24 protein-coding genes are annotated in these 20,738 nt (G+C 59.2%); 14 read left to right on the top strand and 10 right to left on the bottom strand.

Annotated elements, in window-relative coordinates; all coding sequences use genetic code 11:
- Positions 1 to 73: 73 nt before the first annotated feature.
- Entirely contained in the window at positions 74 to 763 is a 690-nt protein-coding gene (gene rpe, locus AC2FFE_RS14365) for a ribulose-phosphate 3-epimerase (protein ID WP_496846965.1), read from the bottom strand.
- 163 nt (positions 764 to 926) lie between these two features.
- Here rpe and phnC point away from each other — a divergent pair, with 163 nt between their 5' ends.
- The 5 genes from phnC (at position 927) to AC2FFE_RS14390 (ending at position 5,659) form a co-directional block, all read left to right on the top strand.
- The gene (phnC, locus tag AC2FFE_RS14370; RefSeq protein ID WP_496846966.1) at positions 927 to 1,748 is read left to right on the top strand and encodes a phosphonate ABC transporter ATP-binding protein; all 822 of its coding nucleotides are present in this window, start codon (positions 927 to 929) and stop codon (positions 1,746 to 1,748) included.
- A gap of 63 nt (positions 1,749 to 1,811) precedes the next feature.
- Positions 1,812 to 2,714, top strand: coding sequence for a phosphonate ABC transporter substrate-binding protein (gene phnD / locus AC2FFE_RS14375; protein WP_496820075.1), 903 nt, complete (start codon positions 1,812 to 1,814; stop codon positions 2,712 to 2,714).
- Between the two features lie 65 nt (positions 2,715 to 2,779).
- Positions 2,780 to 3,661, top strand: a complete 882-nt coding sequence (phnE, locus tag AC2FFE_RS14380; protein WP_480865133.1) for a phosphonate ABC transporter, permease protein PhnE — start codon at positions 2,780 to 2,782, stop codon at positions 3,659 to 3,661.
- Positions 3,658 to 5,025 carry a phosphonate ABC transporter, permease protein PhnE gene (gene phnE, locus AC2FFE_RS14385; protein WP_496820073.1) on the top strand — a complete coding sequence of 456 codons (1,368 nt, stop codon included), beginning with the start codon at positions 3,658 to 3,660 and terminating at the stop codon, positions 5,023 to 5,025. Before phnE (AC2FFE_RS14380) ends, phnE (AC2FFE_RS14385) begins: the two co-directional genes overlap by 4 nt.
- A gap of 19 nt (positions 5,026 to 5,044) precedes the next feature.
- Positions 5,045 to 5,659: an LbetaH domain-containing protein gene (locus tag AC2FFE_RS14390; RefSeq protein ID WP_496846967.1), complete on the top strand. Its 615-nt coding sequence runs from the start codon at positions 5,045 to 5,047 to the stop codon at positions 5,657 to 5,659.
- A gap of 151 nt (positions 5,660 to 5,810) precedes the next feature.
- On the opposite strand, the gene phnF is transcribed toward AC2FFE_RS14390, so the two are convergent.
- A complete protein-coding gene (phnF, locus tag AC2FFE_RS14395) occupies positions 5,811 to 6,521 on the bottom strand; it encodes a phosphonate metabolism transcriptional regulator PhnF (RefSeq protein ID WP_496820071.1) in 711 nt (236 codons plus the stop codon).
- 102 nt (positions 6,522 to 6,623) lie between these two features.
- Between phnF and phnG the strand changes: the two genes are divergently transcribed.
- The 8 genes from phnG to phnN are packed head-to-tail and all read left to right on the top strand — an operon-like array spanning position 6,624 to position 12,220.
- Positions 6,624 to 7,082 (top strand): phosphonate C-P lyase system protein PhnG, encoded by a 459-nt coding sequence (gene phnG, locus AC2FFE_RS14400; protein ID WP_496846968.1) that lies wholly within the window; start codon positions 6,624 to 6,626, stop codon positions 7,080 to 7,082.
- The gene (gene phnH, locus AC2FFE_RS14405; protein ID WP_496820069.1) at positions 7,082 to 7,657 is read left to right on the top strand and encodes a phosphonate C-P lyase system protein PhnH; all 576 of its coding nucleotides are present in this window, start codon (positions 7,082 to 7,084) and stop codon (positions 7,655 to 7,657) included. Before phnG ends, phnH begins: the two co-directional genes overlap by 1 nt.
- A 3-nt stretch (positions 7,658 to 7,660) precedes the next feature.
- Complete coding sequence (locus AC2FFE_RS14410) at positions 7,661 to 8,752, top strand: carbon-phosphorus lyase complex subunit (RefSeq protein WP_496846969.1); 1,092 nt, start codon at positions 7,661 to 7,663, stop codon at positions 8,750 to 8,752.
- Complete coding sequence (locus tag AC2FFE_RS14415; RefSeq protein ID WP_496846970.1) at positions 8,749 to 9,345, top strand: HAD family hydrolase; 597 nt, start codon at positions 8,749 to 8,751, stop codon at positions 9,343 to 9,345. Before AC2FFE_RS14410 ends, AC2FFE_RS14415 begins: the two co-directional genes overlap by 4 nt.
- Complete coding sequence (locus AC2FFE_RS14420) at positions 9,342 to 10,202, top strand: alpha-D-ribose 1-methylphosphonate 5-phosphate C-P-lyase PhnJ (protein WP_496820066.1); 861 nt, start codon at positions 9,342 to 9,344, stop codon at positions 10,200 to 10,202. Before AC2FFE_RS14415 ends, AC2FFE_RS14420 begins: the two co-directional genes overlap by 4 nt.
- On the top strand, positions 10,199 to 10,969 hold the full coding sequence (gene phnK, locus AC2FFE_RS14425; RefSeq protein ID WP_496820065.1) for a phosphonate C-P lyase system protein PhnK: 771 nt from the start codon (positions 10,199 to 10,201) through the stop codon (positions 10,967 to 10,969). Before AC2FFE_RS14420 ends, phnK begins: the two co-directional genes overlap by 4 nt.
- 22 nt (positions 10,970 to 10,991) lie before the next feature.
- Positions 10,992 to 11,675: a phosphonate C-P lyase system protein PhnL gene (phnL, locus tag AC2FFE_RS14430; protein WP_496820064.1), complete on the top strand. Its 684-nt coding sequence runs from the start codon at positions 10,992 to 10,994 to the stop codon at positions 11,673 to 11,675.
- Positions 11,672 to 12,220 carry a phosphonate metabolism protein/1,5-bisphosphokinase (PRPP-forming) PhnN gene (gene phnN / locus AC2FFE_RS14435; protein ID WP_480546239.1) on the top strand — a complete coding sequence of 183 codons (549 nt, stop codon included), beginning with the start codon at positions 11,672 to 11,674 and terminating at the stop codon, positions 12,218 to 12,220. The genes phnL and phnN overlap by 4 nt, the downstream gene beginning before the upstream one ends.
- On the opposite strand, the gene AC2FFE_RS14440 is transcribed toward phnN, so the two are convergent.
- Positions 12,202 to 12,885: a DUF1045 domain-containing protein gene (locus AC2FFE_RS14440; RefSeq protein ID WP_496846971.1), complete on the bottom strand. Its 684-nt coding sequence runs from the start codon at positions 12,883 to 12,885 to the stop codon at positions 12,202 to 12,204. The genes phnN and AC2FFE_RS14440 overlap by 19 nt on opposite strands.
- 52 nt (positions 12,886 to 12,937) lie before the next feature.
- Between AC2FFE_RS14440 and AC2FFE_RS14445 the strand changes: the two genes are divergently transcribed.
- Positions 12,938 to 14,080 (top strand): alpha-D-ribose 1-methylphosphonate 5-triphosphate diphosphatase, encoded by a 1,143-nt coding sequence (locus AC2FFE_RS14445; protein ID WP_496846972.1) that lies wholly within the window; start codon positions 12,938 to 12,940, stop codon positions 14,078 to 14,080.
- On the opposite strand, the gene AC2FFE_RS14450 is transcribed toward AC2FFE_RS14445, so the two are convergent.
- Genes AC2FFE_RS14450 through AC2FFE_RS14480 form a run of 7 tightly spaced genes read right to left on the bottom strand, consistent with a single transcriptional unit; the run spans position 14,081 to position 20,578 of the window.
- Positions 14,081 to 14,557 (bottom strand): class I SAM-dependent methyltransferase, encoded by a 477-nt coding sequence (locus AC2FFE_RS14450; RefSeq protein ID WP_496846973.1) that lies wholly within the window; start codon positions 14,555 to 14,557, stop codon positions 14,081 to 14,083.
- Complete coding sequence (locus tag AC2FFE_RS14455) at positions 14,554 to 15,327, bottom strand: polysaccharide deacetylase family protein (RefSeq protein WP_496820060.1); 774 nt, start codon at positions 15,325 to 15,327, stop codon at positions 14,554 to 14,556. Before AC2FFE_RS14455 ends, AC2FFE_RS14450 begins: the two co-directional genes overlap by 4 nt.
- Positions 15,324 to 16,466, bottom strand: a complete 1,143-nt coding sequence (locus AC2FFE_RS14460) for a glycosyltransferase family protein (RefSeq protein ID WP_496820059.1) — start codon at positions 16,464 to 16,466, stop codon at positions 15,324 to 15,326. Before AC2FFE_RS14460 ends, AC2FFE_RS14455 begins: the two co-directional genes overlap by 4 nt.
- Complete coding sequence (locus AC2FFE_RS14465) at positions 16,463 to 17,047, bottom strand: histidine phosphatase family protein (RefSeq protein ID WP_496820058.1); 585 nt, start codon at positions 17,045 to 17,047, stop codon at positions 16,463 to 16,465. Before AC2FFE_RS14465 ends, AC2FFE_RS14460 begins: the two co-directional genes overlap by 4 nt.
- Positions 17,044 to 18,120, bottom strand: coding sequence for a glycosyltransferase family 4 protein (locus AC2FFE_RS14470; RefSeq protein WP_496820057.1), 1,077 nt, complete (start codon positions 18,118 to 18,120; stop codon positions 17,044 to 17,046). Before AC2FFE_RS14470 ends, AC2FFE_RS14465 begins: the two co-directional genes overlap by 4 nt.
- Positions 18,120 to 19,367, bottom strand: a complete 1,248-nt coding sequence (locus tag AC2FFE_RS14475; RefSeq protein WP_496846974.1) for a glycosyltransferase — start codon at positions 19,365 to 19,367, stop codon at positions 18,120 to 18,122. The genes AC2FFE_RS14470 and AC2FFE_RS14475 overlap by 1 nt, the downstream gene beginning before the upstream one ends.
- The gene (locus tag AC2FFE_RS14480; RefSeq protein ID WP_496820054.1) at positions 19,364 to 20,578 is read right to left on the bottom strand and encodes a glycosyltransferase family protein; all 1,215 of its coding nucleotides are present in this window, start codon (positions 20,576 to 20,578) and stop codon (positions 19,364 to 19,366) included. Before AC2FFE_RS14480 ends, AC2FFE_RS14475 begins: the two co-directional genes overlap by 4 nt.
- Between the last annotated feature and the right edge of the window lie 160 nt (positions 20,579 to 20,738).

Here is a 20,738-nt window from a genome sequence, read left to right on the forward strand (position 1 = left end):
GGTCGCTCATATCACCGCTCCGTTTTCCGAGCCGTGAATCATGCTGCGCGTTGGAAATCAATGCATCCTGACCCTAGGATATGCCTGCCTCAGCTGCCGCCCGAACGGCCCGGATATTCTCGCCATAGACCTTAGGCCGATCTACCGATCCGCCCTTGAACACCGCAGACCCGGCCACCAAGACATCCGCTCCCGCAGCTGCGACCAACGGCGCGGTTTTTGGATCAACACCACCGTCGATTTCAATATGCACCGGGCGGTCGCCGATCATCTGGCGCAGCTTGCGGATCTTGGCGGTCATGTCGATGAACTTCTGGCCGCCGAAGCCCGGGTTCACGGTCATCACACAAACCAGATCGGTGAGGTCCAGCAGATGTTCGACCGCCTCGGCCGGAGTGCCAGGGTTCAGGGCGACGCCAGCTTTCATGCCAGCGGCGCGGATGGCCTGCAGGGTACGGTGCGTGTGCGGGCCAGCCTCGACATGGGCGGTCAGGATGTCCGCACCTGCATCCGCATAAGCCTGAATATAGGGGTCGACCGGCGTGATCATCAGGTGCACATCCATCACTGTTTTCACATGAGGACGGAAGGCCTTCACCGCAGGCGGGCCGAATGTCAGGTTCGGAACAAAATGGCCGTCCATTACATCGACATGAACCCAATCGGCGCCCTGTGCTTCGATGGCCTGAATCTCGGCACCGAAATTGGCGAAATCGGCGGACAGAATGGACGGGGCGATCTTGATGGTGCGGTCAAAGCTCATGGCGGTCTCGTATCAGCTGAAGAGTCGGGGTCGCGTATACCCGCGGCCGTTATAGAAGGATAGCCCCGCCGTCGTCCGCGCCGTTACAAAACTTTCACCATACTGACACATATCCGTTTTGTGGTGTCTGTAGCTGACCGCCAATACGAATTGGGGGTGGCACGTGCTGCGGATCGAGAAACTGACCAAGCGCTTCGGCGAGAACATCGCCGTTGATGCGGCAACGCTGGATGTAGATAAACCGTGCATGATCGGGATCATCGGGCGCTCGGGCGCGGGTAAATCGACCCTCTTGCGGATGATCAACCGTCTGACGGATTCGTCCGAAGGCGAAATTCTGTTCGAAGGCCGCGATGTCACCAAGCTGAAAGGCCGTGAGAAACGCGCCTGGCAGGCCGATTGCGCGATGATCTTTCAGCAATTCAATCTGGTGCCGCGTATGGACGTGGTCTCGAACGTGCTGCATGGCACGCTGAACCGTCATTCGACGCTGGCCACTATGTTCAACCTATACCCAATGGCCGAGATTCACCGCGCCATTGATATTCTGGATCGTCTGGGGATCGCCGAACACGCGCCCAAACGGGCCGAAGCACTTTCGGGCGGACAGCAGCAGCGTGTCGCCATTGCGCGTGCCCTGATGCAGGACCCTAAGATGATTCTGGCGGATGAGCCGATTGCCTCACTCGACCCGATGAACGCGCAGGTCGTAATGCAGGCGCTGCGTCGCATCCACGAAGAAGATGGCCGCACGGTCATCGCCAACCTGCACACGCTGGATACTGCACGCCGCTATTGTGACCGCGTGGTCGGTATGCGTGACGGGCGCATCGTCTTTGACGGCCTGCCCGAGCAACTGACAACCGGTGTCGCCCGCGAGATCTACGGGGCAGATGCCAGCTTCTCGGAAGAGGCAACTTCGACCGAGATTGACACTCTGGACGCCACCCAGAAGGCGCTGATGGAAGCAGAAGCGACCATCTGAGCCACCCACCCCCTTTCATCGACCGGTCGCTGAAAGGCCGGCACATCAACTGGAGAGAGACAGATGAAAAAACTGATTGCTGCCCTTGCTGCGACCACGGCCCTGGCCACACCGGTCCTGGCTGATGAAATCAGCGAGTTCCGCATTGGCATTCTGGGCGGCGAAAACGCCCAGGACCGCCTGAACAACAACGAATGTCTGCGTGAATACACCGAAGAAGCTTTGGGTGTTGAAACCAAGCTGTTCGCCCCTGCCGACTATGATGGCGTGATCCAGGGCCTGCTGGGCGGCACCATCGATATGGCGTGGCTGGGCGCATCGGGTTATGCAAAAACCTATCTGAGCGATCCCGAAGCGGTTGAGCCGGTTCTGGTTAAAGTGAACCTGGACGGCGGCTACGGCTACTACTCGATCGGTTTTGCGCGCAAGGACAGCGGCATTGCCTCGCTGGAAGACATGAAGGGCAAGACTTTTGGCTTCGGTGATCCGAACTCGACCTCGGGCTACCTGATCCCGTCGATCGAAATCCCTGCCGCGACCGGTTCGACCATGGAATCGGGTGACTACTTTGGTGAAGTGAAATTCACCGGCGGTCATGAGCAGACCATCGTTGCTGTGAACAATGGCGACGTTGACGGTGGTGTGACTTGGGCTGACGGTCTGGGCGACTGGGAAGACGGTTTCAACTCGGGTGCCCTGCGCCGCGCGGTTGACGCAGGTCTGATCGACATGAACGACATGGTGATGATCTGGCAATCCAAGCCGATTCCGGAAGGCCCGGTTGTACTGCGCACAGCACTGCCTGCCGACGTTAAGGAAAAGATGACTGCTCTGATGGCTGGTCTGGCGGAAAAAGACCGCGAATGCTTTTACGGTGTTGCGGCCGGTGAAGCCAAGGCGTTCGAGCCAATCACGCATGACGCGTATGAGATCATCATCGAAGCACGCAAGCTGAAGTCAAACTAAGCCTGCATCTTCCAAGTTCGGGGTCCGGTTTCCACCGGGCCCCGTTTTCCACTCAGGAGCATTCCATGACAGACCTGACCGCAGGGTCCCAGACCGTCGACCAGATTCGGGCCGACTATTCCGATATGACACGGCGCAAGCGGGTCTATGGTGGTATTCTTCTGATCCTTTTTGTCGCGCTGATGGCCGCGGGTTTCCGCACCGCAGACAGCCGCAACGCAGGCAGCTTTATCGATGGCTGGCGCCGTATCTTCGACTATCCCACCGAGGTTCTGTCCGAGGCGTGGGAAAAGATCGGGTCGATGCCCGAGAATCTGGTCGAGTTCTTCCCCGCTCTGATCGAGACGATCAACATTGCCGCAGCCTCCACTCTGATCGGGACCATCGCAGGGACGTTTCTGGCCTTGATGTCGACGCGTGGCATGGCGCTTTGGCCTGCACTTATCCCGCTATTCCGCCGCATTGCCGATATTTGTCGCGCGATCCCCGAGATTGTCATTGCGCTGGTGTTGATCTTCGTTCTGGGCGGCGGCCCGGTTCCAGCGATGATCGCGATTGCCATCCACACGGCCGGGGCACTGGGCAAACTGTTTTCGGAAGTAAACGAAAACGCCTCACTAAAACCAGTAGAAGGACTGCACTCAGCCGGAGCCAATTGGTCACAGCGCATGTATCTGGGCGTTATCCCGCAGGTCGGTCCGAACTACGTCAGCTATGCGCTGCTGCGGTTCGAGATCAATATCCGTGCGTCGGCCATTTTGGGTTTCGTCGGCGCGGGTGGTCTGGGCTATGAGCTGCGGAACTCGATGTCCTGGGGGCAGGGGCGCTATGATGAAGCGGCGGCCATCTTCCTTCTTCTCTTTGTCACTATTGTCGTTGTGGACCAGATTTCAGGTGTGCTGCGCGACCGCCTGACCCACGGGTCGGAAAAAGGAGCCTCGGTATGAGCACCTTCGCAACCGATCTGTCCATTGATGAGCTGAAGGCCGAGGCGGACCGCCTGTTCAGCCGCAAGCGTCTGATGAATTTCGGCCTGCCCGTTCTGGTTCTGGTCTATCTGACCTACGTATTCTTCGCCTTTGACGTGCCCGGTCTGGCAGCCCGCGCCAATCTCGAAAACGGCAAAACGCTGGTTGCAGACAGCTATAGCTACAAAACCCATATCGAGCGGGACAATCGCACCGGCGAGGTTTCAGCCGCCATCGAAGGCGAACGCAAAGGCGCCTATCCCGCAGGTGAGGTCCCGGATTGGGTCGCGCTGGGCGAAACAACCGTGATCGATCTGGAAGATGGGCATGTTGTCCGTTTCGGTCCGGAAACGATTGAATATGACATCCCCGGCTATGGCACCGTGCGTGCGACCCCGACGCGTGCCGCCGGTGTGCAGGCTGAATTGCCAGCGGGCGAGGTGCCCGAGTGGATCAACGTCTCAAAGAACCGGATGGCCATCACCACTGATGCGGCCCGCTTGACGGTGACCCGCAACCGGGCCGAAGTATTCCGGTACTTCAACGGGTGGGAGTTGTTCTGGTTCACGCTGGACAGCCCGTATTATGGTCAGTCCTTCTCAGAGCTCGCGGGGCGCGCTGCTTCGGGTGAGGCGGGGGCCATCCTCAACGATTTCTGGACCAACAAGATGTGGCGGCATCAGGATGTGGCCTGGGCCATATTCGAGACAATCCTGATGGCGTTCCTTGGAACGTTTGGCGCAGCTATCGTGGCTCTGCCTTTGGCCTTTCTGGCCACGCGCAACTTCAACCCGCTGAAATCCGTCCGGTTTTTCACTCGCCGTATCTTTGACTTCGTTCGGGGTGTGGATGCGCTGATCTGGACCGTTGTGCTGGCCCGCGCCTTTGGCCCCGGCCCGTTAACCGGTGCCCTGGCCATGCTGGTGACGGATACCGGCACCTTCGGCAAGATCTTCTCGGAAGCGTTGGAGAATGTGGACCAGAAACAGATCGAAGGCGTGCAATCAACCGGGGCCAACGCCACGCAGCGCTATCGCTTTGGGGTTATCCCTCAGATCACGCCTGTTCTGCTAAGCCAGCTTCTCTATTTCCTCGAATCCAACACCCGCAGTGCCACCGTAATTGGTGCTATCACCGGTGGCGGTATTGGTCTGCTGCTGACGCAGGCAATCATCACGCAAAAGGACTGGGAAGAGGTCGCTTACTATATCGTCCTGATCATCCTGATGGTGATGCTGATGGATTGGTTCTCGGGTTGGCTGCGCCGACGGCTGATCCAGGGGGAATCAGGGAAGCCACGAAAACCGCGTGAGGCCAAGCGTAAACCTGCGCTGCAATCCTGATGTGAGACCAGAAAAGACTATGCCGAAACTGCGTGCGGATCAGCCGTTCATTCACCCCGATTGCCAGGTCACCAACAGCGAGTTTGGCGAATATGTCGAGATCGGCGCAAGTAGCCGCATCGCCAATTCGGTCTGGGGTGATTACTCCTATTGCGATCGAACTTGCGACATTGCGAATGCCAAGATCGGCAAATTCGCCAATATCGCAAGTTTCACGCGAATCGGGGCAACGGATCACCCGATGGAGAAAGCATCGCTGCATCATTTCCTATATCGGTCGGCGAGCTATTGGGACGATGAAGAGGATGACGACAATTGGTTCGCCCATCGTGCCAGCCGCACTGCGCGGATTGGTCATGACACATGGATCGGTCATGGGGCGATGATCAAGCCTGAGATTACAATCGGGCACGGCGCGGTTGTGGCTGCAGGGGCTGTCGTCACAAAGGATGTTGCACCTTTTACAATCGTCGGCGGTGTCACGGCGACCGTAATACGCCGCCGCTTTTCCATCGAAGTCTCCGACCGGATGATGGCTCTGGCCTGGTGGGACTGGGATAATGCACGCCTGCGCGCGGCCCTGCCGGATTTCCGCGCCCTGAATGCTGAAGCGTTCCTGGAAAAATACGAATAGACAAAGGTGAAGGCTCCCGCGCCCGCAGAAACACCGGCTTTGCCGATGTTTCTTGGCGGCCTTAGGCGTAGCGCCGCGCTATGCGCGGCGCTACGCCCAACGGGATGAGACCTCCGTCAGGAGGTCGAAGACGGGCGGGAGCCTCTTAGGTTCAATCTTCGTTAAACGTCAGCGTCACGCGTTCACCGGCAAAAAAGGTCCGACCGAATTCCACCGGATTGCCATCAGTATCGGCGTTGATCCCGGTTGAGAACAGCACCGGAGCACCTTCGCTGAGATGTAGATGCAGAGCTTGAGTTGCCGTTGCTGCCCGCGCGGTCAATCTGGTTGAAATCCGCGTGTAATCGGAAACGCCACAGGTTTGCAGCGCTTTGGTGACGGATTGAGTGTCTTCCAGTGCTTTCAACAGATCGGGAAAGCGTTGCGCTGGGAAAACACTTTGAAACAAGCCAATCGGCTGCCCATCAGCCAAAGACAGCCCATCATAGATATGCACGGGGTCGCCTGGGTTAAGCTGTAGCGCATCAGCTTCGACCTCATCTGCGGCGCGGGTTGTCAGGGAGAGAATCTGCTTGCCAGGGATCTTACCGCTGGCAGATATGTTCTTGTGATACCTAACGCGTTTACCAATGGGATAGTCCGTTGGCCGGGCCGCCACGAATACACCTGCGCCGCGCCGTGCATGTACCAGGCCCTGTTCGGCCATATCCGACAATGCCCGCCGCACCGTGTGACGGTTGACGCCATGTTTAGCGGCCAACTGTGCCTCGGTTGGGATGCGATCCCCGGTTTGGTACCGCCCTTCAGCGATGTCAGAGGTCAGGCTAAGCGAGATGCTTTTCCAGATCGGCGTTTTGCTCATGTCATCAAATATTCACAGAGTTTGGATTGCACGTCAGAGCCATGCGAGTTAATATTTGTCTAGTTGTATAGTATATATAGACAACCCCGCCAAGAGGCTTTGATGACAAATCAAACAGAAATTGAGATCGCCGCACGACAAGAATGGATGGGCCTTCTGGCGCGTGCGCCAGAAGAAGCGATGCTTGCGCTGTGGAATGGGCTCTCCGACCGCCCCCATTTTGACTGGCTGCGCCGTCCTGAAGTCGGCGGCGTCATGGTTCGTGGTCGCGCAGGCAGCACTGGTGCTCCGTTCAACCTGGGTGAAATGACCGTGACCCGCTGCTCCGTTGTTCTGGACGATGGCACCGTTGGGCACGGATATGTGCAGGGGCGGTCAAAGCCTAAGGCCGAAGCTGCGGCGCTGATTGACGCGATGATGCAGACCCAGGCGGCGGGAACCCTAAGGTTAGAGCTTTTGGAACCGCTTAAGCGGCAGATGCAGGCGTCGAAAACGGCGCGCGCGGCCAAGGCGGCGGCGACGAAGGTCGAATTTTTCACGATGGTGCGGGGGGAAGACTGATGGCGGAACAAGCACAGTTTTCGGGCGGGTTTGACAACGTCCCAATCCAGTCAGCACATGCCTTCCGCGCGGCCATGACAGTCATGGCCCGGCCGGGTGAGATTCGCAGCCTGACCGGCGCTGTTCCTCCGGCCCCTTTGTCGGTTGCGGCGGCGACCCTGCTGCTGACGCTTTGCGATCCGGAAACCAAGCTGCACCTGGCCGGAGCTCTCGACACCGCCGCCGTGCGCAAATGGCTGACGTTTCACACCGGGGCACCTTTGGTTGCCGCCTCCGAGGCGGATTTTGCCGTTGGGACCTGGCAGGATTTGGGGTCCCTCAATGCCTATCGTATTGGAACGCCGGAATACCCTGATCGCTCGGCCACGTTGATCGTGGAATGCGATGACCTACAGGCGTCAGGCGCAGTTCTGTCTGGACCAGGCATCAAGGATGTCGCCCAACTATCACTACCGGATGTGGCCGTTCTGCAAGCTAACGCAGCGCTCTATCCGCTGGGATGTGATTTCTTTCTGACCTGCGGCGATCAGGTTGCGGCCCTGCCGCGCAGCACGCAGATCACGGTAGGAGGCTAAGCCATGTATGTAGCTGTCAAAGGTGGCGAAAAGGCGATTGAAAACGCCCATGCCTGGCTGGCCGAAGAACGGCGTGGATCAACCGATGTGGCCGAACTGAGCTTGGCACAGATCCGCGAACAGTTGAGCCTTGCGGTAAACCGGGTGATGGCCGAGGGCTCTCTGTATGATCCCGATCTGGCCGCTTTGGCGATCAAACAGGCGCGTGGTGATCTGATCGAGGCGATCTTTCTGATCCGTGCCTATCGCACCACCTTGCCGCGCTTTGGGTATTCGAATCCAGTTGAGACTGGGCAGATGGACTGTGACCGACGGATCTCGGCCACGTTCAAGGACGCGCCCGGTGGGCAGGTTCTGGGTCCAACCTTCGACTACACCCACCGTCTGCTGGATTTCAAACTGGCCGCTGATGGAGAGGTGCCCGCTGCGCCCGAAGGGGCAGCACGTACCGAACCCACGCCGCATATCACCGAATTCCTCAAGGGTGAGGATATCATTCAGGATGAAGTTGCCAGCGATGAAACACCTGGCGACCTGACGCGCGAACCGCTGGAGTTCCCCTCGAACCGGCCGTTGCGCTTGCAATCACTGACGCGCGGGGATGAAGGGTTCGTGCTGGGCATGGCCTATTCGACCCAGCGCGGCTATGCCCGCAACCACGCCTTTGTCGGGGAACTAAGGATCGGCAAGGTTGCGGTTGAGATGGATATCCCCGAGCTCGATTTTGCCATCGACATTGGCGAGGTTGAGCTGACCGAATGTGAAACGGTGAACCAGTTCAAAGGCTCCAAAACCGAACCGCCGCAATTCACGCGCGGCTATGGTCTGGTCTTCGGGCAATCGGAACGGAAATCCATCTCGATGGCCTTGGTTGATCGCGCGCTGCGCTGGAAAGAACTGGGCGAGGATTTCGTGGGCGCTGCGGCGCAGGACGAAGAGTTTGTTCTGAGCCACTCGGACAACATCCAGGCGACCGGGTTCCTCGAACATATCAAACTGCCGCATTACGTGGATTTCCAGTCCGAACTGGAACTGGTCCGTAAGCTACGTCGCGAGGCTGAAGAGCGGATCACGCCAAGGGAGGCTGCGGAATGAAGGCGGTTGTTTTTGATATTGGCGGTGTGCTGATCGACTGGCAGCCGCAACTGGCCTGGGTCGAAGCGTTGGGTTCAGAAGAGGCAGCGCATGCGTTTATCGAGCGGACGGGCTTCAGGGAAAAGAACGCACGCGCTGATAATGGCGAGCAATTCGCCGATCTGGCGCAGGAGTTGGACGACCCGCAAGACAGGGACCTGTTTGTGGACTATGTCGCGCTTTATGCGCGGACGGTGGAAAACGCGATTCATGGGACTTGGGATCTGCTGGATCGACTGAAAACGCAAGGCACGCAGGTCCACGCCATCACCAATTGGTCTGCTGAAACCTGGCCCGAAGGTCTAAAGGTCCACCCACGTTTGGGTGAGGTCTTCGGCACTCTGGTCGTGTCTGGGCAAGAAGGTGTGATGAAGCCGGATGCCCGTATTTACCACATGCTATGTGATCGTGCGGGAGTCGCGCCTGAAGACTGCGTTTTCATTGATGACGGATTGCACAATGTCGAAGGCGCAAAGGCGGTCGGCATGGACGGTATCCATTTTACCACGCCCAAAGCGCTGGACATCGCGCTAACCGAAAGAGGGTTCCTATGAGCGAGTATAACTTCGCCTATCTGGACGAACAGACCAAGCGGATGATCCGCCGTGCCATTCTCAAAGGGCTGGCGGTTCCGGGCTATCAGGTGCCCTTCGCAAGCCGTGAGATGCCAATGCCCTATGGCTGGGGCACGGGCGGGGTGCAGGTTTCGGCCGCGACGCTGACGCCGGATGATACGTTCAAAGTGATCGATCAAGGCGCAGATGACACGACCAATGCAGTCTCGATCCGGAAGTTCTTTGAAAACACCGCCGGTGTAGAGACCACGGAGGAGACAGACAAGGCGACGGTTATCCAGACCCGCCACCGCATCCCCGAGGCGAAGCTGACCGAAGATCAGATATTGGTGTATCAGGTGCCGATCCCGGAACCACTGCGTTTTCTGGAACCGCGCGAGACTGAAACGCGCAAGATGCACAGTCTTGAGGAATACGGGCTGATGCATGTGAAGCTGTATGAAGATATCAGCCAGCATGGCGCGATTTCGACCTCTTATGCTTATCCAGTGAAAGTGTCGGAGCGCTACGTTATGGACCCGTCCCCGATCCCGAAATTCGACAACCCCAAGCTTGAGATGGACGCGATCCAGCTGTTTGGTGCAGGACGCGAGCAACGGATTTACGCAGTGCCGCCACACACGAAGGTCGTCAGTCTGGATTTTGAGGATTACCCGTTCGAGGCGACCAAGGCCGATCATTGCTGTGATCTGTGTGGGGCGACGGACAGCTATCTGGATGAGGTCATCACGGATGATGCAGGCAATCGCATGTTTGTCTGTTCGGACACGGATTACTGCCGGTCGCGCCGCGACGCGGGCCATGTTGGTCCAATGACCAAGGAGAACGCGGCATGACCCCCTTGTTGCAAGTCAAAGGTATTCAGAAACACTATGGCGCGCGGATCGGCTGCGCGGATGTGAGTTTTGATCTCTATCCGGGCGAAGTGATGGGGATCGTGGGCGAAAGCGGCTCGGGCAAATCGACCTTGTTGAACTGCTTGGCTGGCCACCTTGAGCCGGATGCCGGGCAGGTGGTCTTTGATACCCGCGCAGATGGGCCGGCGGACACGGTGACCATGTCGGAACCCGAGCGCCGGATGCTCAGCCGCACCGATTGGGCCTTTGTCCATCAGCATGCCCGTGACGGGTTGCGGATGTCAGTCAGTGCGGGTGGTAATATTGGCGAACGGCTAATGGCTGTTGGCGATCGCCACTATGGCGATATCCGGGACAAGGCCATCGACTGGTTGGGTCGTGTCGAGATCAGCGAAGCACGCGTTGATGACCGGCCCACGGCCTTTTCGGGCGGGATGCAACAACGTTTGCAGATCGCGCGCAATCTGGTCACAGGCCCCCGGCTGGTATTCATGGATGAACCCACGGGCGGGCTGGATGTTTCGGTTCAGGCGCGCCTGCTGGATCTGTTGCGCGGACTGGTCCGCGAAATGGGGTTGAGCGCCATCATCGTTACCCATGATCTGGCCGTTGTGCGCTTGCTGGCGGACCGTCTGATGGTGATGAAAGACGGTCACGTGGTCGAGGCCGGGTTGACCGATCAGGTGCTGGACGATCCGCAACATGCCTATACGCAGCTGCTGGTCTCCAGCGTTCTGCAGGTTTGAGTATTTGGGAAAAGATGAAGCAATGATTGAGCTGAATGACGTAAGCAAGAGCTTTACCCTGCACAATCAGGGCAGCGCGGTTATCCCGGTTATGGAAGGTGCCTCGTTAAAAGTCGGCGCGGGCGAATGCGTCGCGCTGACAGGGGCCTCGGGCGCGGGCAAATCCACGCTGATGCGTGTGATTTACGGGAACTATCTGGCGGCGTCTGGCAAGGTGCTGGTCGGTGGACTGGACGTGGCACAGGCCGAACCGCGTGAGATTCTGGCGCTGCGGCGTGAGACGCTGGGCTATGTCAGCCAGTTTCTGCGGGTGGTCCCTCGGGTGCCGACGCTGGAGGTTGTGGCAGAGCCGTTGCTGGCCCTGGGTCATGACCGGCAAATCGCATTGGACAAGGCTGCAGGCCTGCTCAAACGGTTGAACATTCCTGAACGGCTGTGGGCGCTGAGCCCGACGACGTTTTCGGGTGGTGAGCAGCAGCGGGTCAATATCGCGCGCGGTTTTGCGCATGAATATCCGGCGATGTTGCTGGACGAACCAACAGCCAGTTTGGATGCGCAGAACCGTGAAACGGTTTTGTCCCTGATCGAAGAGGCAAAAGCGCGCGGAGCGGCGATTGTAGGCATTTTCCACGACATTGAAGCCCGTCAGCGGGTGTGCGACCGCGAGATTGACGTGTCGGGCTTCACCCCTGGGAAAGCCGCATGACGCTGGCTCCGGTCATTGCCATTGTCGGACCCTCTGGGGTTGGCAAGGACAGTGTGATGGAAGCACTGGAAGCCCGTGCACCGGGTATTCAGCGCTTGCGCCGTGTGATCACCCGGCCCGAAGGGGAAGAGGGCGAGGATTTTGACCGCGTCTCGGTCGATGTGTTCGAACAGATGGTGCTGGACGGAGCCTTTGCACTGCATTGGTCGGCCCATGGGTTGCTATATGGCGTGCCATCGCAAATTGCTGAGCAGCGCAAGAATTGCAGCGCGGTACTGGTGAATTTCTCGCGGTCCGTGCTGGTGCAGGCGCAGGAGGTTTTCGGAGATCTGGTCGTGGTCTCGCTGACGGCCAGCGCAGAAGTTCTTGCTCAGCGTCTTGCAGCGCGCGGGCGCGAAAACAGCGCCGAACAGGCGCGCCGACTGGGTCGGGCACGCGCGCCTTTGCCCGAAGGGCTGGACCGCGTGTTCGAAATAGACAATTCAGGCGCGCTGGACGATACGGTCAGCGAAATCCTGAACCGTCTTCAGCTAGAAAGCGCGTAACGATGGATCAGGTGAAACCGCCCATCCTCGGCCTCGCCCATCAAGGCCAGATCGTTGATCTGGAAGGGCTGTGGCAAAAGCGGACCCAAATGTGCTTGAAGCGCAGTTTCGGTCGCGGCCAGAGTGGGTTTGTCCAGTTTCCCGCTCAGCGTGATGTGAAACCGAAACGCATCCAGCACGTAAGGATAGCCCCATCTGATCAGATGGGCGTCCTGTTCCGGGGTCAAATTGGCGGCACGGCGACGCGCCAGTTCGGCCTGGGATGCAGGCGCGCGGAACCTATCAAGTTCTGTCACGCAGGCGGCGGCCAGCGCATTCAGTGCACCTGTATCGCCAACCGGGCGCAGCGCCAGAAACCGCCCCAGACGCGCTATTTCAAGCCCGTCCAGAGTAACTGGCGTCTGATTGGCGGCAAGTGCTTCGCAGGCTTGTTGCAACGTGTCGAAGCTTTGGCCATCGCGCAGGCGAAATGGCGGTTTCATCGTCGCGTGCAGCCCGTATTTGCGGGGCACCTCGGTCACGGCGGCCACGTCAACACCACCGATCGGTGGGTGTGCGACCTGCGTTCCGCTTTCCATATCCCAACCCAGCCAGCGGGTTGCAAAAACCGTCCAATCCGCCTTGGCGGGTGGCGCAAAATAGATCGCGTATCGCGTGAATGTCACATTGGCCTCCTATTGCGTGGCCTTCCAATAGCTCAAACTGTGTGAAGTTCAGATGACAGAAGAATTGACCCTTGCCAATGCCACGCTTGTATTCCCGAATGAAACCGTAACCGGCAGCATTCGCATCGTTGGTGAGCATATTGCAGATATCGACAGCGGAGCTGCGGTTCCGGCGGGTGCGATTGATTGTGAGGGCGATTATGTTTGCCCCGGTCTGGTTGAGCTGCACACCGATAATCTGGAACGACACATCCAGCCGCGCCCGAAAGTCGACTGGCCGCATGCCGCCGCGATCCTGGCCCATGATGCCGAGTTGGCCAGCACAGGGATCACTACAGTGTTCGATGCCATGCGGGTGGGATCAATCCCATCTGGTGAGGCGCGATACGGGAAGTACGCCCGTGGTCTGTCGCAAGAGCTGTGGGAGCTACGTGAACAGGACGCCTTGAAGATTAGTCACTTCCTGCATTTGCGCGCCGAGGTGTGCTCGGAAACCCTGGTCGAAGAACTGGATGAGTTCGGCCCGGAGGACCGGGTTGGGTTGGTCTCGCTGATGGATCACACGCCGGGACAGCGGCAGTTTCGCGATATTACGAAGCTTGAGGCTTACGTGAAGGGTAAGCATGCCATGGACGATGACATGTTCCTGCAGCATGTGGCACGACTAAAGGGCCTGCGGGATGCGTATGGTGAGAAGCACGAGGCCGAGACAGTCAAAGCCGCGCGGCGCTTTGGGGCAGTGCTGGCCAGCCATGATGACACGACCGAGGATCAGGTAAAGGTGTCGGCAGGCCACGGTATCCGCTTGGCTGAGTTCCCCACGACGGTCGAGGCGGCACGCGCCTGCCACGATCACGACATCAAGGTCATGATGGGGGCCCCAAACATCATCCGAGGCGGTTCGCATTCCGGGAACGTCGCAGCCCGGGAATTGGCGGAGCTGGGCCATCTGGACATCATGTCGTCGGATTATGTGCCTTCGGCCCTGTTGCTGTCGGCAGTGCGATTGGGCGAGATGTGGGGGGATATGGCGCGCGGCCTCAAGACTGTTACGCTTTCTCCGGCACAGGCCGCTGGACTGCAGGACCGGGGTGAGCTGCGCAAAGATGCACGGGCTGACCTGATCCGGTTCCGCATGCGTGGCAATGTACCCGCGCTCAGCGCCGTTTGGTCGCGCGGGCAGCGGGTCGCCTGATCAGGCGGTATAAAACAGATAACGGTCCGGGGCGATGGTCTCGGGCCCTTCGATCTGATTGAAGCCGACCAGAGGTTGGCCCGAGATCAGCAGCCCATTGGGTTGCATGACCTGTGCGATCAACGGGCTGAGGCGTGCGGCCTCGGCCACATCGTCTTCCTTGATCCCGCGCCCAAAATCGTAATGTGCCATGGCCATCTTGTGGCCCGAGGCTGCCAGTTTCTGCAGCATTGGTTCGGCCTCGCCTTGCAGGAAGTCCTGTTCGGGCGGGGTACTGTCAGGATGGCATTGCAACACGCGATCCATCACCCAGATGCGCCGATCCGGCATGATCTCTCGCAGATGGTCATAGGTGCGTCCGTTACCCAGCCCCATGTCCAGAACATCTCCGTCTTGTTCGGCGATCCGGGCAGCGGCCCAGTTCAGCCCGTCGCGCTGGGCGGTCAGACGACGCAGCATGGAATCCAATCGGCTCATATGGGGGAACTCCGTTCAGGGGTATCGGGGGCGACCCAGGGGTGCGTGGGCCCCTCCAGCAGTTTTGTCAGCAATGCTTCGGTAAAGGTCCAAATGTCAGGGTTATGAACCAGATGGTGGGTCAGGATGCCAAAGGGCTCTGTATTGTCGGCCTGACCCGTGCGGCGGTCTTGCAAAAGGTCAACCGCCCTTGCGATCAGGATGTCCGGCGCGATCAATCCCCGTGTGCCCCGCCAGTCAATCGGGTCCAGATGCGTGTTGATCTGTTCCAACCCAGGGGCCGCGAGGGCCGCTTTCCGCGGCGTTGCGGTCGACAATATGCGGAACCCAAGTGCAGGCAGTTGGGCAACAGCCTGATCTCCGATCCGGTTCCAAGGGGGAACAAACATGGGGCGCAGCCTGTCGTGAAACAGGCCGCTCAGGCGATCGAGCCCGGCTTGTGCGTCAGCAACGATTTCCTGTAGTGGGCGATGGGCGCGAAATTCAGACTTCTTCTCTCCGGCAGGTGCGTGGTTTTCATGCGCCCATCCATGGACAACAGGGATCAGGCTGTCATGACGTGCCACGAACTCCGTAAGGCAGACATCCGCATCCCGAGGGATCACAGCCAGATGCACGGGCAGTCCAACGCGTTCCGACAACGCGGTCAGTGTCTCCAATTGCGGTGTTTGTACCGTGGCATCATCATCGCGCCACCACAGGGGCAGCGTCAGACCTCGGGCACGCCAATGCGCAAGTTCATCCTCCAAGGGTTTCCAATCCGGCGTCATGTGCGCCGCCTCAACAGGTGCTGTGTGATCTCGACTGAGCGCTGGGCTCCATCGAGGCCGTCTTGCTTAGATGCACGCCTGCTTTCCGAAATCACTTGTTCGACCCGTTGGGCAAGACTATTGCCGGTCAATTCCTGACTGCGCAGGACTTCTATTGCGGGCAATTCTGACAGGCTTTGGCCACGCAGACCTTGTTCAATCTCTTTGCCATCGTCAAATGGGATGAGCACCGCCGGGGTGCCCGATTGCAGGATATCCAGCGCAGTGTTGTAGCCGCACATGCTGACCGAGGCCGCTGCGTGTGACAGCATCTGGCGAAAATCCGGGCGCACGGGTTCCAGCGATACGGGTGCGTCGCCAACAAGCTGAGATAGCTCTGCAATGCGCTCCTGCGCGTCACTGCCCCCCACCAACAGGCGCCAGCGCCTGTTGGTCATCTTTCGCGCGGCCTCGATGGCCGCATGAAAGATCGGCTGCCCCACCGATCCGCCACCAGCACTTACCAGGATTTCATCGGCTCCAATTGCCTCGGGATGCGGGCGCGCCGCCGCAGGCGCAACGAAACCGGTATAGTGCAGGCGCTGGGCCAAGTGTTCGGATACTGGCCAACTGACCGATAGCGGGATTATGCTCTCATCCGAATGTACTAAGACACCATCGTAGAAGCGACCAATGATGTCATCGGCACGGGTGGCCTTGGCAGGTCTGGACGGCGGCGCCAGAATATCGCGGATCGAGGCCAGAACCAGCGGGCGTTTGGGCAAGGCATGCGCTGCCTCAAGCCCGGCCTCAAACTCTGCCGCAAGGGACCGTCGGCCAAAGGGAAACAGCTCGGTGATCAAAACATCCGGCTGAAAGCTTTGGACCGCCTGTACAAGGGCGGCAATGCGCGCCGACAGGTAGGCAGGGTCGGCGACTTCGCCAGTCTCGGTCAAAAGCCGCGTGAAATCTGTTCCGTCCGAGCGTAGCGCAGGCAGGCCAAACAGGGTCATGCCACCCGAGTTTAACTGCGGCGCGGGCATTCCGCCGGACACGATCATCACATCACTGCCATCTTCGGCAAAAGCACGGCCAAGCGTCAATGCGCGGCTCAGGTGGCCGGTGCCTAGTAGGTGGGTGACGACGATCATCACGTTCATTCGGTCACTCCGCGGGCAAGCAGGCGAACGGGATCCGGGGCTGGGGCCATATCAGCCATATCTACGATATAAAGCCGATTGCGCTTGATTTTGAAGGGCGCCGGGCCCTCAAAATTCCATCCCCATGCCCGGGCCAGAATGACCCGCATGATGCCGATGTGGCAGACAGCGACAGTGTCTTGGTTCAGCTCAGATAGCCAGGGTTCCAATCGTCCCAACACTTCGATAGGGCTTTCGCCTTCGGGCGGGCGGTAGTTCCAACCCCAGTCCTCGATATGGCGGTAGCCGCTGTCTGGGTCTGCGATCAAGTCGACCCCGCGCTGCCCTTCCCATCGGCCCCAGTTCATTTCGGTCAAAGCGGGTGAGGTCTGAGGGGTGCGGCCCGATACCAACAGCGCGGTTTCTCGTGCGCGGGCCAAAGGGCTGGACCATATCTCGGCGTTTTCCCAACCGTTTGGCAGGTCATACCCGGCCAATTCTGACCGGGCCTCGTCATCAAGCGGAATGTCACTGCGCCCCTGTATCCGCCCGGCGCGGTTCCAGTGGGTATGACCATGACGCAACAAGGCCAATCGGGTCATGTCGGCACCCTCAGCATCGGGCGCACAGCTGCCCAAAATACTTCGGTCGCTTTGGGCATCAGGTGGCGCGCGGCGACATGCGTACGTGCGGCGTTGCCGCGGGCGCGCCGCCGCTTGGGATCATCCAACAAAGGTTGAATCTGCTGCGCCAATCCAATTGCCCCCGCCTCAGCAACCGGGTAGTCCGCTGGGGCCAGAACGTCCCGCACACCGGGCCTGTCTTGTGCGGCAACCGGTACGCCTGCGGCCTGCGCCTCAAGATAGACCATTCCATAGGCCTCGTTCACGCCGGGCCATATGAATATCGAGGCCTCGCCATAAGCACGTCGGAGCGCCTCGCGATCGAGTTGACCCAGAAAGGTGATATGGCTTTCAAGTGGCGCCATCAGGTGTTCAACATCCAAGCGGGCAGGCCCATCGCCCACTATGTTCAGGTGCCAATCACCCGATAGGTGCGAAAGTGCCTCGGCCAGGATGTGGTACGAGGCCAGCTTGTCCCCATGGCGCATCATACCAACGGTCAGCATCGGGCCATCTCGGGTACTTTCTGGTGGCAGATCCGCCATCGGCAGGAATGGAGGCAGCTCAATCAGCGCTTGATCGCTGTAGCGCTCACGCTCCAGTGTGATCAGATCATTGGCCGTGTGATAGAAAATCACCTGCGCCGCATCGCAGGCTGCGTGCGCGGCTTGCGCAAACCCTGCCCAAGGGCCCGTTAGGCGGCTTGAGGCACGGGTGCTTTCCAACTGCACATATGGAAGACCACGCGCCTGCGCGACAACCGGCCCCAACAGGTCGGGGGCCTTGTAGTAGTTGTGATAGGTCACCCAAAGGTCGATGTCTTTAGGCATGTCCGAGATAAGCCGCTGCGCTTCAACCTCGGCCGCCTGTCGCAGGGCATGCTGCGTTGCCGCATCGCCGGCCTTGTCATAGATGCGCAGGTTCGAGATCAGATCAACGCGATCCCCCAGTGCCCCAATTGCCCGCATCAGGTTGCGGGCCATCTCACGGTCTCCCGAAGGCTTGGGGCTATCGGGCGATTTCATCGGAGCATAAAACGCGATCCGCGCCATCAGGCTGTATCCGCGCACAGGATCTTAAGACGGGCCGACAAACGCGCAATTCCCGGATCCATCCGAAACTCTGCCAATAGGCGCGTATAAGCGGTTTCGGCCATTTGGGCGGTTTGGGTTGGGTGCGCCGCAAGATCGCAAATCGATTTGGCCAATGCGGCAGGATCGTCGCTGGACAGGAGGCCATGAACCCCCGTTTCGATGAACTCAGGAATGGCTGAAACCGGCGTCGACAGGATGGGCAATTTTTGCGAGGCCGCCTCCATCAACACGTTTGGTAGCCCATCCCTGTCGCCGTCTTCGGCGATCCGGCTGGGGAGAACAAACAAATCTGCCTGCCTCATGGCGGCAATCACCTCGGGCTGATCGCATGCCCCTTTCCAAGTGATGCGATCGGCTACGCCAGTGGCACTGGCCTGATCGCGCAAGCTTGCCCCCAAACCGCCGCCACCGATATGAGTCCAGCGCCAGTTCAGGGTATCCGGCAGCAAGGCAAAGGCGGCGATTAGCCGGTCAAACCCCTTTTTCTCAACCAACCGGCCAACCGACATCATGTGAAACGGTGCATCGGGTTGTCGCCGCAGGCGATCTGGCGGTTCTGGGAAGCGGCCCAGATCCAGCCCGTGATAAATCAGATCTACCCGATCTGGCGTGTCGGCCAGCCCGCGTAGATGTTCGGCACCAAAGGCGGTGCATGTCGCCCCGAAGGCTGCGCCGTAGGTGTCTGGTTGCAGCTTTTCGCGCTTCTCCCAGTCTGGCGAGGTCCAGATATCCTTAGCGTGGGCTGCAAAGCTCCACGGGAGACCACGCATGATGGCCGCATAGCGTGCGACGGATGATGGGGTATGCATGAAATGCGCATAAAGTGCGCGTGTTTCTGCCGGAAGCTCGGTGGCCAGAACACAGGCCTGACCGAAACGGCGAATGCGATTATGGGTCGGATCGCGTCGCAGATCCTTGCGCCAGATGTCATAGGCCTCGGCATAACCGGGCAGGCGTTGGGCCACCGCGCGCGCGGCCCAGACACGCTGTGGTTCGTCATACAGATACTCAGGCAGGTAGCGGACCTGACCGATAAAACGGTCATGCAGAGGATGACGCTTGGTATCAGTGGGGTGGCGCAGCGACCAGATATCAAACTGGTGTCCCGCGTCCTGAAGGGCGACCAGTTCCTGCGCGATGAATGTCTCTGACAGGCGCGGCCACCCTTTGACCAGCACCGCCAGTTTCGGAGCTTTGGGACTCATCCGGTGGCTCGTTCCTTTTCCCCGGTCAGCAGTGCATCAATACGGTCCGTGACATAGTCCAGGCCATCCAGCAGGCCAGCACGGATGGTTTGTGATGGCAAAGACTGTTGCGGCAGCGCGCGGATGGCTTTGATCATCGCGTCAGGCGTCAGGCCATCACGGGTTTCATCCAGCATACGCACAAGCCCCAGACCCTCGGCGCGCGAGGCTCTGATCCATTGCTCCAGACGCGGCGTCGTGCGGGGCACGATAACGGCACGTTTGTCGAAGGACAGAACTTCGCAAAACGTGTTGTAGCCCCCCATGCAAACAACCCCGGAAGCCCCGGCAAACAGAGTTTCGATCTGGGATTCAAAGCCAACGGCAGTGACCCGACCGTTCAGCGCGGCGACACGGGTTTCAAATTCTTCCCGCAACTCTCCTGACAGGAACGGGCCGTAAACCAGAATGGCCCGGGGGGACAGATCGGGATCTTTTTCGTAGGCGGACAGGACCAGATTGACCATGGCCTTACCGTCACCCCCCCCGCCGGGTGTGATCAGAATATAGGGCTGCTCAGGCGGCTCACCAATCGGGCCCAGATCGCGCCGCAGATATCCCGTGTAGTGGATACGGGATTGCGCGCTGTGGCTCAGGGGCAATCCTTTGGTTGGATCGTAAATCGAATTCAGCCCGTAGACCCAGATTTCGTGATAAAACCGTTCGGTCGCTGCGATGGCCTCTTTGCGCTCCCACTCGGCGGCCAGCACCTCAGGTTCATCCAGAACATCGCGCAGACCCAGGATAAGCCGCGTGCTGCAGTTGTTTTCCAGATACTCAAGCGTGGGCAGAAGCTCACCCCGAAACCCGGTGGGTTCCTTGTCAACGATCAGAATATCTGGGTTGAATTGCTGCACTGCTGTCTGGATCAGGCCCGAGCGCAGTTCTGTCACCTCATCAATACCCATCCCGATCGTGCGCGCGGCATAAGATCCGTCGGCGCGCTTGGTGACACCGGGCAGGCGCACATGGTCGACGCGACGGGGAAAGGTAAACCGTCCGGCTACGGGAGACCCGGTCAGGATCAGGGCCGAGGCGGTTGGATCAGCCCGCGTCATCGCAGCCGCCAAAGCACGCGAGCGTCGCAAATGACCCAGCCCAAAAGTATCATGACTGTAAAACAGGATGCGCGGCGCGCGACCGGTGTCAACTGTGTTTTTGCCGAGGCTCATACTGGTGCCTGTCTTTTGGTCTTACTTCTGTGTCTGCGCGTTTGCACCACATACCTTACATTGTTAAGTCGCGCTTGCCAAAGGGGGAAAAGCGCCATTGCAAATGCTCCAAACTTTGTGATTTGGCAACAGGTGAATGGGTTTTGATGTATCATTATCA

The sequence above is a fragment of the Ruegeria sp. YTSA168 genome, from assembly GCF_059610045.1.

Bases quoted from the DNA above. Each gene is read 5' to 3' on its own strand.
- rpe (WP_496846965.1), bottom strand. From the start codon at position 763: ATGAGCTTTGACCGCACCATCAAGATCGCCCCGTCCATTCTGTCCGCC.
- phnD (WP_496820075.1), top strand. From the start codon at position 1,812: ATGAAAAAACTGATTGCTGCCCTTGCTGCGACCACGGCCCTGGCCACA.
- phnE (WP_480865133.1), top strand. From the start codon at position 2,780: ATGACAGACCTGACCGCAGGGTCCCAGACCGTCGACCAGATTCGGGCC.
- phnE (WP_496820073.1), top strand. From the start codon at position 3,658: ATGAGCACCTTCGCAACCGATCTGTCCATTGATGAGCTGAAGGCCGAG.
- AC2FFE_RS14390 (WP_496846967.1), top strand. From the start codon at position 5,045: ATGCCGAAACTGCGTGCGGATCAGCCGTTCATTCACCCCGATTGCCAG.
- phnF (WP_496820071.1), bottom strand. From the start codon at position 6,521: ATGAGCAAAACGCCGATCTGGAAAAGCATCTCGCTTAGCCTGACCTCT.
- phnG (WP_496846968.1), top strand. From the start codon at position 6,624: ATGACAAATCAAACAGAAATTGAGATCGCCGCACGACAAGAATGGATG.
- phnH (WP_496820069.1), top strand. From the start codon at position 7,082: ATGGCGGAACAAGCACAGTTTTCGGGCGGGTTTGACAACGTCCCAATC.
- AC2FFE_RS14410 (WP_496846969.1), top strand. From the start codon at position 7,661: ATGTATGTAGCTGTCAAAGGTGGCGAAAAGGCGATTGAAAACGCCCAT.
- AC2FFE_RS14415 (WP_496846970.1), top strand. From the start codon at position 8,749: ATGAAGGCGGTTGTTTTTGATATTGGCGGTGTGCTGATCGACTGGCAG.
- AC2FFE_RS14420 (WP_496820066.1), top strand. From the start codon at position 9,342: ATGAGCGAGTATAACTTCGCCTATCTGGACGAACAGACCAAGCGGATG.
- phnK (WP_496820065.1), top strand. From the start codon at position 10,199: ATGACCCCCTTGTTGCAAGTCAAAGGTATTCAGAAACACTATGGCGCG.
- phnL (WP_496820064.1), top strand. From the start codon at position 10,992: ATGATTGAGCTGAATGACGTAAGCAAGAGCTTTACCCTGCACAATCAG.
- phnN (WP_480546239.1), top strand. From the start codon at position 11,672: ATGACGCTGGCTCCGGTCATTGCCATTGTCGGACCCTCTGGGGTTGGC.
- AC2FFE_RS14445 (WP_496846972.1), top strand. From the start codon at position 12,938: ATGACAGAAGAATTGACCCTTGCCAATGCCACGCTTGTATTCCCGAAT.
- AC2FFE_RS14450 (WP_496846973.1), bottom strand. From the start codon at position 14,557: ATGAGCCGATTGGATTCCATGCTGCGTCGTCTGACCGCCCAGCGCGAC.
- AC2FFE_RS14455 (WP_496820060.1), bottom strand. From the start codon at position 15,327: ATGACGCCGGATTGGAAACCCTTGGAGGATGAACTTGCGCATTGGCGT.
- AC2FFE_RS14460 (WP_496820059.1), bottom strand. From the start codon at position 16,466: ATGAACGTGATGATCGTCGTCACCCACCTACTAGGCACCGGCCACCTG.
- AC2FFE_RS14465 (WP_496820058.1), bottom strand. From the start codon at position 17,047: ATGACCCGATTGGCCTTGTTGCGTCATGGTCATACCCACTGGAACCGC.
- AC2FFE_RS14470 (WP_496820057.1), bottom strand. From the start codon at position 18,120: ATGGCGCGGATCGCGTTTTATGCTCCGATGAAATCGCCCGATAGCCCC.
- AC2FFE_RS14475 (WP_496846974.1), bottom strand. From the start codon at position 19,367: ATGAGTCCCAAAGCTCCGAAACTGGCGGTGCTGGTCAAAGGGTGGCCG.
- AC2FFE_RS14480 (WP_496820054.1), bottom strand. From the start codon at position 20,578: ATGAGCCTCGGCAAAAACACAGTTGACACCGGTCGCGCGCCGCGCATC.